This window comes from Streptomyces sp. NPDC005070, assembly GCF_053600395.1.
This window is the reverse complement of record NZ_JBSFZS010000033.1, coordinates 19,262-31,819: the sequence shown is the minus strand read 5'-3', so window position 1 is coordinate 31,819 and position 12,558 is coordinate 19,262. Positions and strand designations below refer to the sequence as shown.

Sequence of the window (12,558 nt, the reverse complement as noted above, 5' to 3'; positions counted from 1 at the left end):
TACGGCTCGTCCACGGCCGAAAACGGCCCGTGCCGGCAGCGGGGCGGTGCCCGAAGCCCCGGCCCGTACGGCCGTCGTGGCGAGCCCGCGCGGTGCGACCGGTCTCTGGCCGGCCACGCCGCCGTACGCCTCGTACCCCTCGCTCACGTCTTGCCGCCCCTCGGTGACATATGGTCAAGCCCGGCTCATCCTGCGGGAGTTGTCGCTGCCGTGCGCCCTTGCGGAAGACGATCCTACGGTTGTACCACGGGGGCGCATCAAGGGTCTCATGAGGACACGTGCGCGGGCGTACGGTCCCAGTCATCCGGCAGAGCGGGAACCGGCCAGCCCGGATCCGGCCTCCAGTGCTGCCATCCGTCCGAGAACGGCGCGCCCCAGGCGCGGATCACCTCCACCGCCGACCACCCCGCTTCCTTTACCCGTGCGGCCAGTTGAGCATCCATCAGACCGGCCCGCTGCGCCATGGCGAATTCGTCCTCGTCGAGCCAGGACCAACTGCGGTCCGGGTGGACCGAGATGTCGAGGAAGTGGTCCTCGGAGTCCACCCCGCCCGCCCAACGGGCCAGTGGAGCCTCCAGGTTCACGTACCAGTTCTTGAAACGCCAGCCCTGTTCCCAGAACAGCCACACCGACCAGGCCTCGCCCGGCCGCGCCAGCTTCAGCACACCGGTCCCGGACCAGCGGCCGCGCCGCACCGCGCGAGGCTTCGTGTAGCGCGACTCCAGCGGTTCCGCATGCACCGGCGAGCCGTCCGCGAGCACGGGCTTCACGCATTCCGTGCCCGGCGCCATCCACACCGCGAGCAGGTCGGCGTCGTCGCGTACGACCGTCACGGGACGGCAGATGTGGACGCTGTCGCCGCCGTTCTCCCGGTACCGCCACAGGATCGGGCGCCCGGGCTCCCAGTACGTCGCCGGCCCGTCCGCTTCCGCTCGTCTCACCGCTCCACCCTCTGCCATGACCAGATATTAGGTGCCCCAGGCATACGACGCTGCGGCAACCGTCACGGTTCACGCCATCGGGAACCCGCTGTTACGGAGCCGTCATCAGGCGTTTCTCCGCGAGCCCGGGCCGTTACGGGTGTGTCATCCGCAGGACATCCAGGGCCTCGTCCAACTGCTCCTCGGTCAGGTCACCGCGCTCCACGTACCCCGATTCCAGCACCACCCGGCGGATCGTCTTGCGCTCCGCCAGCGCCTTCTTCGCGACCTTGGCGGCCTCCTCGTACCCGATGTACCTGTTCAGCGGCGTCACCACGGACGGCGACGACTCCGCGTACTCACGGGCCCGCTCGCGGTGCGCGACGATCCCGTCGACCGTGCGGTCGGCCAGCAGTCGCGAGACGTTCGCGAGCAGCCGGACCGACTCCAGCACGTTCTTCGCGATCACCGGCAGCATCACGTTCAGCTCGAAGTTCCCGGCCGCGCCCGCGGCGGCGACGGTCGCGTCGTTTCCCGTGACCTGCGCGGCGACCATCAGCACCGCCTCGGGAATCACCGGGTTCACCTTGCCCGGCATGATCGAGGAGCCGGGCTGGAGATCCGGGAGGCTGATCTCGGCCAGTCCGGTGCGCGGCCCGGAGGCCATCCAGCGCAGATCGTTCGCGATCTTCGTCAGTCCGACGGCGATGGTCCGGAGCTGACCGCTGGTCTCCACGATCCCGTCGCGCGCCCCCTGCGCCTCGAAGTGGTCGCGGGCCTCCGTCAGCGGCAGCCCCGTCGCCCGCGCCACCTCCGCGATCACCGCGGCGGAGAATCCGGGCGGGGTGTTGATCCCCGTCCCCACGGCCGTTCCGCCCAGCGGCAGTTCGGCCAGCCGTGGGAGCGAGGACTCCAGCCGCTCGACCCCGTACCGCACCTGGGCCGCGTACCCCCCGAACTCCTGGCCGAGCGTCACCGGCGTCGCGTCCATGAGATGGGTGCGCCCCGACTTCACGACATCGGCGAACTCCCGTGCCTTGCGCTCCAGCGAGGCGGCCAGGTGTTCCAGCGCGGGCACGAGATCGCGGGTGACGGCGGCGGTCGCGGCGATGTGGATGGAGGACGGGAACACGTCGTTGCTCGACTGCGACGCGTTCACCTGGTCGTTGGGGTGGACGCTCCGGCCCAGCCGCTCACCGGCGAGCGTCGCGATGACCTCGTTGGCGTTCATGTTGGAGGAGGTGCCCGAGCCCGTCTGGAAGACGTCGACCGGGAAGTGCGCGTCCCAGCGGCCCTCGGCGACCTCCTCGGCCGCCTCCTGGATCGCCTCCGCGACATCCTCGCCGATCACGCCCAGCTCGCCGTTCACCTTCGCGGCGGCCCCCTTGATCCGGGCGAGCGCCTCGATGTGCGCGCGTTCCAGGCGCTGCCCCGAGACGGGGAAGTTCTCCACGGCGCGCTGCGTCTGCGCCCGCCACTTCGCCTCCGCCGGCACGCGCACCTCGCCCATGGAGTCGTGCTCGATCCGGTACGCGCCTTCGCCCTGGCCATCCGCCATTGGTGACACCTCCATGGGAGACAGCATCCCGGAGCCCGCCGGTGTTCCCGCCCGGCGCGCGTCACCCGTACGGCGTCCACCTCGCGGGGCGGACGCCGTACGGGCGCGCACTACGCCAGTCCGGGGCCGCGCACCGGGATCGTGGTGAAGGTCGGGGCGGGGGCGGGGTCCTGGAAGAAGTCGTTGCCCTTGTCGTCGACGACGACGAAGGCCGGGAAGTCCTCGACCTCGATCTTCCAGACGGCCTCCATGCCGAGCTCCTCGTACTCGACGACCTCGACCTTCTTGATGCAGTCCTGGGCCAGACGGGCGGCCGGTCCGCCGATGGAGCCGAGGTAGAACCCGCCGTGCGCGTCACACGCGTCGGTGACCTGCTTGCTGCGGTTGCCCTTGGCGAGCATCACCTTGGAGCCGCCCGCCGCCTGGAACTGCTCGACGTAGGAGTCCATGCGGCCGGCCGTGGTCGGGCCGAAGGAGCCCGACGCGTAGCCCTCGGGGGTCTTGGCCGGGCCCGCGTAGTACACCGGGTGGTCCTTCAGGTACTGCGGCATCTCCTCGCCCGCGTCCAGCCGCTCCTTGATCTTGGCGTGCGCGATGTCGCGCGCCACGACGAGCGGGCCGGAGAGCGAGAGACGGGTCTTGACCGGGTACTTCGTCAGCTCCGCGAGGATGTCGTCCATCGGCTGGTTGAGGTCGATGCGCACGACGTCCGACTCGTCGAGGTGCTCGTCCGTGGTCTCCGGCAGGAAGCGCGCGGGGTCGGTCTCCAGCCGCTCCAGGAAGACGCCCTCGGCGGTGATCTTCGCGACGGCCTGGCGGTCGGCCGAGCAGGAGACGGCGATCGCGACCGGGAGGGACGCGCCGTGGCGGGGCAGGCGCACCACACGTACGTCGTGGCAGAAGTACTTGCCGCCGAACTGGGCGCCGATGCCGATCTTCTGGGTCAGCTCGAAGACCTTCTCCTCCAGCTCCTTGTCCCGGAAGCCGTGGCCGAGGTCGGAGCCCTCCGACGGGATCTCGTCCAGGTAGTGCGCGGAGGCGTACTTCGCGGTCTTCAGGGCGAACTCGGCGCTCGTTCCGCCGACGACGATCGCCAGGTGGTACGGCGGGCAGGCGGCCGTCCCCAGCGAGCGGATCTTCTCCTCCAGGAACTTCATCATGGAGCCCTCGTTGAGGACCGCCTTGGTCTCCTGGTAGAGGAACGACTTGTTGGCGGAGCCGCCGCCCTTGGCCATGAACAGGAACTTGTAGGCGCCGCCGTCGGTGGCGTACAGCTCGATCTGCGCCGGCAGGTTCGAGCCCGTGTTCTTCTCGTCCCACATGGTCAGCGGGGCCATCTGCGAATAGCGCAGGTTCAGGTTCTTGTACGCGTCGTAGATGCCGCGCGAGAGGGCCGCCTCGTCGCCGCCCTCGGTGAGCACGTTCTGGCCGCGCTTGCCCATGACGATCGCCGTGCCGGTGTCCTGGCACATGGGCAGGACGCCCGCGGCGGCGATGTTCGCGTTCTTCAGCAGGTCCAGGGCGACGAACTTGTCGTTCGCCGAGGCCTCCGGGTCGTCGATGATGCGACGGAGCTGGGAGAGGTGCGCCGGGCGCAGGTAGTGCTGGATGTCGTGGATGGCCTCCGTGGCGAGCTTGCGCAGCGCCTCCGGCTCCACCTTGAGGAATGTGCGCCCGTCGGCCTCGAAGGTGGAGACACCCTCGGAGGTCACCAGCCGGTACGGGGTGGTGTCCTCTCCCTGGGGGAGCAGATCGGTGTACGCGAACTCAGGCATCTCGCCTATTCCTCACTCGACAGTCAGCTTTTTCGGGGCTCGGTCGCCTCGGGCGCACCCCTTCGGCTCACTCGCCTGAGGCCGGCCGTCATCGGCAGCGTCCACCAGCGTAGAACCTGGCACGGGTGCCGAGGCTGTGAGGTAAGGCTCAGTTCGGACATCGGACCGTCTGTTCCGGGGGAGGACGGGTTTCCCGCGGGCGGGGCGCGAGGGGTAGTCGCGATCTATCGCGTTTGGGTACGCTGTCGCCGTGGACCTTCAAAAGAGCCCCGACGCGAGTGCCGCCACGGCGGCGAAGCCGGCCGAGCTGCGTGCCTCGGACGCCGACCGCGACCGGATCACCGACATCCTGCGCGAGGCCGTCGCCGAGGGGCGCCTGACCGCGGAGGAGCACGCCGAGCGGGTCGAGGGTGTGCTGGCCACCAAGACGGTCGGCGAACTCGACCAGTTCGTCCGTGACCTGCCCGCCGCCCACACGGGCCGCGCGGCCTCCGCGTACACCTCGGCGCCGAACCGCCCCACCCAGGGCGCGATCCCGGCGGAGGCCGACGAGAACGTGGTGGCGGTCTTCAGCTCGGCCGTCCGCAAGGGCCGCTGGCGGGCGGGCCGGCGCATCCACGCGTACTCGGTGTTCGGCAACGTCGAGATCGACCTGAGCGAGGCGATCTTCGAGTACCAGCAGGTCGTGATCAAGGCGATCTCGGTGTTCGGCAACGTCGAGATCTTCGTGCCGGAGAACGTCTCGCTGCGCGGCAGCGGCGGCGGTGTGCTCGGCAACTTCGAGGTGGACACGCTGGACTCGGGCGACCCCGACGCGCCCGTGGTCTACATCGACGGCCTCGCCGTCCTGGGGAACGTCGAGGCGCGGCCCCGGCGCGGCAAGATCATCGCCGACATCCTCGACCGGGTCACCAGCCGGGTGAACGAACGCGTGGCGGACCGGCTGGACCGGAGTTTGCGCAAGCATCTCGACCGTTGACGCTCGTGAATATGCGGGCGGCGGATGCGGCCGGTCCGCGGCGGACGATCGATCACGCGTGAGAAGGGCCGGGCTTCGGTACGCAGTGCATAGGCGCGCGCACAGCGGGTAGGGCTTGCTGCATCGTCTCTTGGAGGGCGCTGTGGAACTTCCCCGGCGCCCGGCACGCTCGCGAAGCCGTCGTCAGGAGTAGACCGTGCTGCAACCGCCGCATCAGTCCCTGCAGGTAGCTGCCGTTCCGGCCCAGCGGGCGCCCGTGCGGGACAGGGATCAGGAAGCGCCATGGCACACGGAGGCGGTGTGCAGGCGTGACGAAGCCGGCCTGTTCTTCGCCCCCTCCAAGGAGCCGACCGCTTCACGCCTCTCGCGTGAGGAGGCGGCCAAGCGCGTCTGCGCCCGCTGTCCGGTCATGGTCGAGTGCCGCGAACACGCGTTGCTGCAACCCGAGCCGTACGGTGTCTGGGGCGGCCTGACCGCCGCCGAGCGCCGCGTCGTGCTCGCCAGGCGGCGCCGCCGCGACCTGGAACTGAACAAGGCCGCCCGCGGCACGATAGCCGCGGCCGGCTGACCCACCCCGGGAAGGCCGGGTCCCCCGGGGCGCGTCGCACGCCCTGGGCGCCGACACGGAAAAGGGGCGCCCCTCCGCACAAGGGGCGCCCCTTCCGCGCCTCGTGGGCGCCCGGCCCGCGGGGCCGGTGGTCCTACTTGGCGCGGTCGAAGTCGATCGCGCTGTAGGCACGCAGCTTGCTCAGCCGGTGCTCGGACCGGATCTGGCGGACCGTGCCCGACTTGGAGCGCATCACGATCGACTCGGTCGTCGCGGTCTCGGAGCGGTAGCGCACCCCGCGCAGCAGCTCGCCGTCGGTGATCCCGGTCGCGACGAAGAAGACGTTCTCGCCGGAGACCAGGTCGTTCGTGGTCAGGACGCGGTCGAGGTCGTGCCCGGCATCGATCGCCCGCTGCCGCTCCTCGTCGTCCTTCGGCCACAGCTTGCCCTGGATGGTGCCGCCGAGGCACTTGACGGCACAGGCCGAGATGATGCCCTCGGGTGTGCCGCCGATGCCGAGCAGCAGATCGATGCCGGTGCCCTCGCGCAGCGCGAGGATGGAGCCCGCGACATCGCCGTCGGAGATCAGCTTGATGCGCGCGCCGGTCTCCCGGATCTCCTTGATGATCCCGTCGTGGCGCGGGCGGTCGAGGATGACGACCGTGACGTCCTCGGGTGTGACCCGCTTGGCCTTGGCGACCCGGCGGATGTTCACCGCCACGGACGCGTTGATGTCGACGAAGTCGGCGGCCTCGGGGCCGGTGACCAGCTTGTCCATGTAGAAGACCGCGGACGGGTCGAACATGGTGCCGCGGTCGGCGGCGGCGAGCACGGCGATGGCGTTCGTCATGCCCTTGGCGGTGAGCGTGGTTCCGTCGATCGGGTCGACGGCGATGTCGCACTCGGGGCCGGTCCCGTCGCCCACGCGCTCCCCGTTGAAGAGCATCGGGGCCTCGTCCTTCTCCCCCTCGCCGATGACGACGACGCCGTTCATCGAGACGGTGGAGACGAGGGTGCGCATGGCGCGGACGGCGGCGCCGTCGGCGCCGTTCTTGTCGCCGCGGCCGACCCAGCGGCCCGCGGCCATCGCGGCGGCCTCGGTGACACGGACGAGTTCGAGGGCGAGGTTGCGGTCGGGGGCTTCCGACGGGACTTCGAGTTCGGAGGGCAGATGATGTTCGGTCATCGACACGCACCTTTCTGATACGACGACGGCCGGATGAGGGTGTGGCCCCGACTCTATCGCCAGGCTTACAAAATGAGCAGGGGGGCCCACGGATGAGCAGGCCAGGGCACCTGCGACGATAGGCGCGTGGCAGGTATGAAAGGCAAGCAGTCGGTCCGGGACATGATTCTTTCCCTGGGCCTCATCTCGCTCATGGCGGGTGTCATCTACATCTTCATTCCGCATGACGACTCCGAGCCCGATCTCAAGCGGGTCGACTACCGGGTCGAGCTGCTGACGGCTCGCCGCGCGGCGAGCTATCCCGTGGCGGCGCCCGAGGGTCTGCCGTCGGCGTGGAAGGCGACCTCGGTGCGGTACGACGGCAGCGAGTTCGACGCCTGGCATCTGGGCTTCCAGGCCCCCGACGGTCAGTACGTGGCGGTGGAGCAGTCCACTCAGCGGCCGGCCGTGTTCATCGACACGACGAGCCAGGGCGCGCGGCAGACGAAGACGACCGAGCGCATCGGCGACCGGACCTGGCGGCGCTACGAGGGCGACCACTACGACGCCCTCGTCCTGGAGGGCAAGGGCTCCACGACGGTGGTGACCGGCACCGGGTCGTTCGGCACGCTGGTGAAGCTGGCGCAGGCCCTGAAGACCTCGTAGGGCCCGTACGGCCCGGCGGAACCCGTGGGGCGTGAAGCGGAACCCGTAGGACATGAAGAAGGGCCCCCGGCGGCAATGCCGGGGGCCCTTCTCGTTCGCTGGTGCCGTCGGTCAGACGGTCGTGATGACCTGCTCGGCGTCGAGACGCGGGGAGCGCGGGAACCAGGCGTCCTCGCCCGGCTTGCCGATGTTGACGACCATCAGCGGGGTGTGGTCGTCGTCCAGGAACTCCTTCTGGAGGCCCGCGAAGTCGAGGCCCGTCATCGGCCCGGCGGCGAGGCCGGCGGCGCGGATGCCGATGATGAAGTACGCGGCCTGCAGTGCGGCGTTCAGCCGTGCGGCACCCTCGCGGGCCGGGCGCTCCGAGTAGAAGACGTCCTTGGCGGCCGGGAAGTGGGGGAAGAGGGTCGGGAGCTCCTCGTGGAACTCGTTGTCCGCGGAGAGGATCGCGACGAGGGGGGCGGTGGCGGTCTTGGGCTGGTTGCCCTCGGCCATGTGCTGTACGAGACGCTCGCGGGCCTCGGGGGAGCGGACCAGGGTGATGCGCAGCGGCGACTGGTTGAAGGCGGTCGGGCCGTACTTGACCAGGTCGTAGATCGCCTGGACCTGCTCGTCGGTCACCGGCTCGTCGGTGAAGGTGTTCGCCGTGCGGGCCTCGCGGAACAGCAGGTCCTGAGCGGTGGGGTCAAGGACGAGAGACATGAAGAACCTTCTCGGTATGTGCGGTGGATCCGGGGGGATCTGTTGGCGAGTACGACAGTACGTCGAGGAGGTTTAAAGTTCAACCAAAAGCGGGGCGTGGTGATCCGCTTCACAGGCGACGCCATGAAGAAGAAGGCATGAAAAACGGGGCCCGCGGTGTCGCGGGCCCCGCTGGAGCTGTTCGGAGCAGGACGTCACTCGGACTCGGAGCAGGAGGTCACTCGGACCTGGAACCGGCGTCCTCTTCCTGTTCCCCGGACTCCTCGGCCAGCGCCGCGTCCAGACGGGCCCGAGCGCCCTCCAGCCAGCGCCGGCACACCTTGGCCAGCTCCTCGCCGCGTTCCCAGAGCGCCAGGGACTCCTCCAGGGTCGTACCGCCCGCCTCCAGACGGCGTACGACCTCGATCAGCTCGTCCCGTGCCTGCTCGTACCCGAGCGCCTCGTCCACCTTGCTGGTCATGCGGCCACCCTATGCATCGACTCGAACCGTGAATTCACCCTCGGCGACCCGCGCCCGCAGCGTCTCGTCCGCCGCCACCTCGGCCGGGTCCCGGACCACATGACCGTCGGCCCGCTGCAGCACCGCGTACCCCCGCTGGAGGGTCGCCGCGGGGGAGAGGGCCACCACGCGCGCGCGGGTGTGCGTCAGCTCCGAGTCCGCGCGGTCCAGCAGATGCCCGAGGGTGCGCCGGCCCCGGTCGAGCAGGGCGGACACCTGGTCCGCCCGCTCGTCGATCATCCGGTGCGGATCCTCCATCGAGGGCCGGGCCAGCGTGTGCGCGAGGCCGCGCTCCTCGCGGTCGACGAACGACTGGACGCAGCGCCGCGCCCGGTCCCGCAGGAACCGCACGCGCTCGTACTCCTCGCCGACGTCCGGCACGACCCTCTTGGCGGCGTCCGTCGGTGTGGAGGCCCGCAGGTCGGCCACGAGGTCGAGCAGCGGGCTGTCCGGCTCGTGCCCGATCGCCGACACGACCGGCGTGCGGCAGGCCGCGACCGCGCGGACGAGCTGTTCGTCGGAGAACGGCAGCAGATCCTCCACACTGCCGCCGCCGCGCGCCACGACGATCACGTCGACCTCGTCGAGCGCGTCCAGCTCCTTCACCGCCTGGACGACCTGCGGTACGGCGTGGACGCCCTGCACGGCGACGTTGCGCACCTCGAAGCGGACGGCGGGCCAGCGGTGCCGCGCGTTCTCCAGCACGTCACGCTCGGCCGCCGACGCGCGCCCGCAGACCAGCCCGATGAGCTGCGGCAGGAACGGCAGCGCCTTCTTGCGCCCGGCCGCGAACAGCCCCTCGGCCGCCAGCGACTTCTTGAGCTGTTCGAGGCGGGCCAGGAGCTCTCCCACTCCCACCGGTTTGATCTCGGTGGCCCGCAGGGAGAGCTGCCCGCGCGGCGCGTACCACTCCGGCTTGGCGTGGACGACCACCCGGGCGCCCTCGCTCACGACGTCGGCGACCGCGTCGAAGACCTGTCGGTAGCAGGTCACGCCCACCGAGATGTCGTGCGACGGGTCGCGCAGCGTCAGGAAGACGACGCCCGCGCCGGGGCGCCGCGACAACTGGGTGATCTGCCCCTCGACCCACACCGCGCCGAGCCGGTCGATCCATCCCCCGATGAGCCGTGACACCTCGCCGACGGGCAGCGGAGCGTCCGCGGACGTGTTGAGAGCCATGCGCCCGAGCGTAGTGGGCCCCACCGACAACGCCCCCGCGCCCGGCACGAGTCGCCGGTGGTCGGCGCGCCGGACATCGTGCCTCCCGGGAATCACCTGGTCCCACCCCCACCGGCTGTCCATCGTCTCTCCGAGGAGGCGATCCCTGACCCGCCGGACGCGGCCTTACGATGGGGGCATGACCGCTTCGCCTGGCCGCCGTGTCCTGCTCGCCGCCCCCCGTGGCTACTGCGCGGGCGTGGACCGCGCCGTGATCGCCGTCGAGAAGGCCCTCGAGCAGTACGGGGCTCCGATCTACGTCCGTCACGAGATCGTCCACAACAAGTACGTCGTGCAGACGCTGGAGAAGAAGGGCGCGATCTTCGTCGAGCAGACGGCGGAGGTCCCCGAGGGGTCCATCGTCATGTTCTCGGCGCACGGCGTCTCCCCCGTCGTCCACGACGAGGCCGCCGCAGGCAAGCTCGCCACCATCGACGCGACGTGCCCGCTGGTCACCAAGGTCCACAAGGAAGCCGTCCGCTTCGCCGACGAGGACTTCGACATCCTCCTCATCGGGCACGAGGGCCACGAGGAGGTCATCGGCACCTCCGGCGAGGCACCCGACCACATCACCCTGGTCGACGGCCCCGAGGATGTCGCCAAGGTCGAGGTCCGCGACCCCTCCAGGGTCGTCTGGCTCTCCCAGACCACCCTCTCCGTCGACGAGACGATGGAGACGGTCGACGCCCTGAAGGAGAAGTTCCCGCTCCTCATCTCCCCGCCGAGCGACGACATCTGCTACGCCACGCAGAACCGTCAGCTCGCCGTGAAGCAGATGGGCGCGGAGGCCGAGCTGGTCATCGTCGTCGGATCGCGCAACTCCTCGAACTCGGTCCGGCTGGTCGAGGTCGCCAAGCTGGCCGGCGCCCGCGCCGCCTACCTGGTCGACTTCGCCGACGAGATCGACGAGGCCTGGCTGGAGGGCGTGACCACGGTCGGTGTCACCTCCGGCGCGTCCGTCCCCGAGGTCCTCGTCGAGCAGGTTCTGGAGTTCCTGTCCGGGCACGGCTTCGAGGACGTGGAGATCGTCAAGGCCGCCGAGGAGTCCATTACGTTCTCGCTCCCCAAGGAGCTGCGCCGCGACCTGCGCGCGGAGGCGGCCGCACTGGTGGAGGCGCGCACCGGTGGTCCGTCCGGGAAGTGACATTCAGCCGTACGTCGTAACGTAGGGCCATGAAGATCTTCGGTGTGGACATTGGCGGATCCGGGATCAAGGGTGCCCCCGTGGACCTTGACCGCGGGGACCTGGCGGAGGAGCGCTGCAAGGTGCTCACCCCGCACCCGGCGACGCCCGACGCGGTGGCCGACGGCGTGAAGGACGTCATCGACCACTTCGGCTGGACGGGCCCGGTGGGCATCACGTTCCCCGGTGTGGTGACCGGCGGTTCCACCATCCGTACGGCGGCGAACGTCGACAAGTCCTGGATCGACACCGACGCGGGCGCGCTGCTCGGCGAGAGGCTGGGCGGTCTGCCGGTGACCGTGCTGAACGACGCCGACGCGGCGGGTGTCGCCGAGATGGAGTTCGGCGCGGGGAAGGGCCGACGGGGCACGGTCATCCTGCTCACCTTCGGCACCGGCATCGGCAGCGCTGTCTTCACGGACGGCGAGCTGGTCCCGAACACCGAGCTGGGGCACCTGGAACTGAACGGCCACGACGCGGAGAAGAGGGCCTCCACCAAGGCCAAGGAGGACCACGAGCTGACCTGGGAACACTGGTCGCGCCGGGTCACCAGATACCTCGCCCATGTCGAGATGCTGTTCTCCCCGGAGCTGTTCATCATCGGCGGCGGTGTCAGCCGCAAGTCCGAGAAGTTCCTGCCGCTGATCGAGGGCATCAAGGCGGAGATCGTCCCGGCGCAGCTCCAGAACAACGCCGGGATCGTGGGCGCGGCGATGCGGGCGGCGCAGATCGGCCGCTAGGTCGTGTCCGCAAAGTCTCGTCTGCCCGGCGACGGTACGAGAGGGCCGCCGGCCGACCGTACGAGGGTCGGCCGACGCCGGTACAGGGCGGGAGGCCGGTCGGTACGGGGCCGGCGGGCCGGGTCAGCGGTCAGCGGGCCTGTCTGCCGGGCGGTACGGCGCGTGCCCGCTCCCGCCGCTGGGCGGCCCGGCGGCGGGACATCAGGCGGATCCGGCGGACGGCCACGACGAGGACCGCGGCCAGCGTTCCCCCGTACAGCCAGCCCGCCTGCAGGGCGAGCGTGGTGACCAGGCCCATGAAGAAGTCGCCGAGGCCGCCTCCGCCGTCGGTGATCGGCGGCAGCCCGCAGGTGAAGGCGATCGGCAGGACCACGGGGGCCGTCACCAGGTCGCCGGGCCGCACCCACAGCGCGGTCAGCACGCACACCGGCAGGAAGAGCACCCCGTACACCGTCGCCGACCCGCCGAACAGCAGGTGGTCGAGGCAGGCCAGCGCGAACATCGACGCGCCGCAGAACAGACCGCCGCCGAGCCCGGTCAGCCGGGGCCGCGACGTCCGGCCCGGTTGCCGGACAGCGGGGGGCGCGGGCCGCCGCGCCACCGGGC

The 12,558-nt window shown here is 70.4% G+C and carries 13 protein-coding genes; 5 read left to right on the top strand and 8 right to left on the bottom strand.

The annotated features are described in order from the left end of the window. Positions 1-266 precede the first annotated feature (266 nt). The 3 genes from fomD to ACWEBX_RS13920 all read right to left on the bottom strand — a co-directional run bounded on the left by fomD (position 267) and on the right by ACWEBX_RS13920 (position 4,253). Positions 267-959: a cytidylyl-2-hydroxypropylphosphonate hydrolase gene (gene fomD, locus ACWEBX_RS13930; RefSeq protein ID WP_451885085.1), complete on the bottom strand. Its 693-nt coding sequence runs from the start codon at positions 957-959 to the stop codon at positions 267-269. A 115-nt stretch (positions 960-1,074) separates the two neighbouring features. Continuing rightward, complete coding sequence (locus ACWEBX_RS13925; protein ID WP_451885084.1) at positions 1,075-2,478, bottom strand: class II fumarate hydratase; 1,404 nt, start codon at positions 2,476-2,478, stop codon at positions 1,075-1,077. A gap of 110 nt (positions 2,479-2,588) precedes the next feature. Then, the gene (locus ACWEBX_RS13920; protein ID WP_451885083.1) at positions 2,589-4,253 is read right to left on the bottom strand and encodes a fumarate hydratase; all 1,665 of its coding nucleotides are present in this window, start codon (positions 4,251-4,253) and stop codon (positions 2,589-2,591) included. 250 nt (positions 4,254-4,503) lie between these two features. On the opposite strand from ACWEBX_RS13920, the gene ACWEBX_RS13915 reads away from it, so the two are divergent. Then, positions 4,504-5,232: a DUF1707 SHOCT-like domain-containing protein gene (locus tag ACWEBX_RS13915; RefSeq protein ID WP_451885082.1), complete on the top strand. Its 729-nt coding sequence runs from the start codon at positions 4,504-4,506 to the stop codon at positions 5,230-5,232. Positions 5,233-5,428: 196 nt separating this feature from the next. After that, positions 5,429-5,800 carry a WhiB family transcriptional regulator gene (locus ACWEBX_RS13910; RefSeq protein ID WP_451885081.1) on the top strand — a complete coding sequence of 124 codons (372 nt, stop codon included), beginning with the start codon at positions 5,429-5,431 and terminating at the stop codon, positions 5,798-5,800. Positions 5,801-5,933: 133 nt separating this feature from the next. Here the strand turns inward: ACWEBX_RS13910 and glpX are convergent, their stop codons facing one another. After that, positions 5,934-6,965 (bottom strand): class II fructose-bisphosphatase, encoded by a 1,032-nt coding sequence (glpX, locus tag ACWEBX_RS13905; protein ID WP_326785733.1) that lies wholly within the window; start codon positions 6,963-6,965, stop codon positions 5,934-5,936. Positions 6,966-7,091: 126 nt separating this feature from the next. Between glpX and ACWEBX_RS13900 the strand changes: the two genes are divergently transcribed. Continuing rightward, entirely contained in the window at positions 7,092-7,610 is a 519-nt protein-coding gene (locus ACWEBX_RS13900; protein ID WP_451885080.1) for a DUF4245 domain-containing protein, read from the top strand. 111 nt (positions 7,611-7,721) lie between these two features. Here ACWEBX_RS13900 and ACWEBX_RS13895 read toward each other — a convergent pair whose 3' ends face one another. From ACWEBX_RS13895 to xseA, 3 genes are all read right to left on the bottom strand, one after another. After that, positions 7,722-8,312 carry a malonic semialdehyde reductase gene (locus ACWEBX_RS13895; protein WP_451885079.1) on the bottom strand — a complete coding sequence of 197 codons (591 nt, stop codon included), beginning with the start codon at positions 8,310-8,312 and terminating at the stop codon, positions 7,722-7,724. A 217-nt stretch (positions 8,313-8,529) separates the two neighbouring features. Then, on the bottom strand, positions 8,530-8,772 hold the full coding sequence (locus ACWEBX_RS13890) for an exodeoxyribonuclease VII small subunit (RefSeq protein WP_451885078.1): 243 nt from the start codon (positions 8,770-8,772) through the stop codon (positions 8,530-8,532). Positions 8,773-8,781: 9 nt separating this feature from the next. Next, positions 8,782-9,990 (bottom strand): exodeoxyribonuclease VII large subunit, encoded by a 1,209-nt coding sequence (gene xseA / locus ACWEBX_RS13885; RefSeq protein ID WP_451885077.1) that lies wholly within the window; start codon positions 9,988-9,990, stop codon positions 8,782-8,784. 178 nt (positions 9,991-10,168) lie between these two features. Here xseA and ACWEBX_RS13880 point away from each other — a divergent pair, with 178 nt between their 5' ends. Next, a complete protein-coding gene (locus ACWEBX_RS13880; RefSeq protein WP_451885076.1) occupies positions 10,169-11,173 on the top strand; it encodes a 4-hydroxy-3-methylbut-2-enyl diphosphate reductase in 1,005 nt (334 codons plus the stop codon). A 29-nt stretch (positions 11,174-11,202) separates the two neighbouring features. Next, positions 11,203-11,952: a polyphosphate--glucose phosphotransferase gene (ppgK, locus tag ACWEBX_RS13875; protein WP_384788094.1), complete on the top strand. Its 750-nt coding sequence runs from the start codon at positions 11,203-11,205 to the stop codon at positions 11,950-11,952. Positions 11,953-12,082: 130 nt separating this feature from the next. On the opposite strand, the gene ACWEBX_RS13870 is transcribed toward ppgK, so the two are convergent. Next, the gene (locus ACWEBX_RS13870) at positions 12,083-12,553 is read right to left on the bottom strand and encodes a DUF6542 domain-containing protein (protein WP_451885075.1); all 471 of its coding nucleotides are present in this window, start codon (positions 12,551-12,553) and stop codon (positions 12,083-12,085) included. Positions 12,554-12,558: the final 5 nt, after the last annotated feature.

Coding starts and splice junctions, on each gene's coding strand:
- fomD (WP_451885085.1), bottom strand. CDS start 959: ATGGCAGAGGGTGGAGCGGTGAGACGAGCGGAAGCGGACGGGCCGGCG.
- ACWEBX_RS13925 (WP_451885084.1), bottom strand. CDS start 2,478: ATGGCGGATGGCCAGGGCGAAGGCGCGTACCGGATCGAGCACGACTCC.
- ACWEBX_RS13920 (WP_451885083.1), bottom strand. CDS start 4,253: ATGCCTGAGTTCGCGTACACCGATCTGCTCCCCCAGGGAGAGGACACC.
- glpX (WP_326785733.1), bottom strand. CDS start 6,965: ATGACCGAACATCATCTGCCCTCCGAACTCGAAGTCCCGTCGGAAGCC.
- ACWEBX_RS13895 (WP_451885079.1), bottom strand. CDS start 8,312: ATGTCTCTCGTCCTTGACCCCACCGCTCAGGACCTGCTGTTCCGCGAG.
- ACWEBX_RS13890 (WP_451885078.1), bottom strand. CDS start 8,772: ATGACCAGCAAGGTGGACGAGGCGCTCGGGTACGAGCAGGCACGGGAC.
- xseA (WP_451885077.1), bottom strand. CDS start 9,990: ATGGCTCTCAACACGTCCGCGGACGCTCCGCTGCCCGTCGGCGAGGTG.
- ACWEBX_RS13880 (WP_451885076.1), top strand. CDS start 10,169: ATGACCGCTTCGCCTGGCCGCCGTGTCCTGCTCGCCGCCCCCCGTGGC.
- ppgK (WP_384788094.1), top strand. CDS start 11,203: ATGAAGATCTTCGGTGTGGACATTGGCGGATCCGGGATCAAGGGTGCC.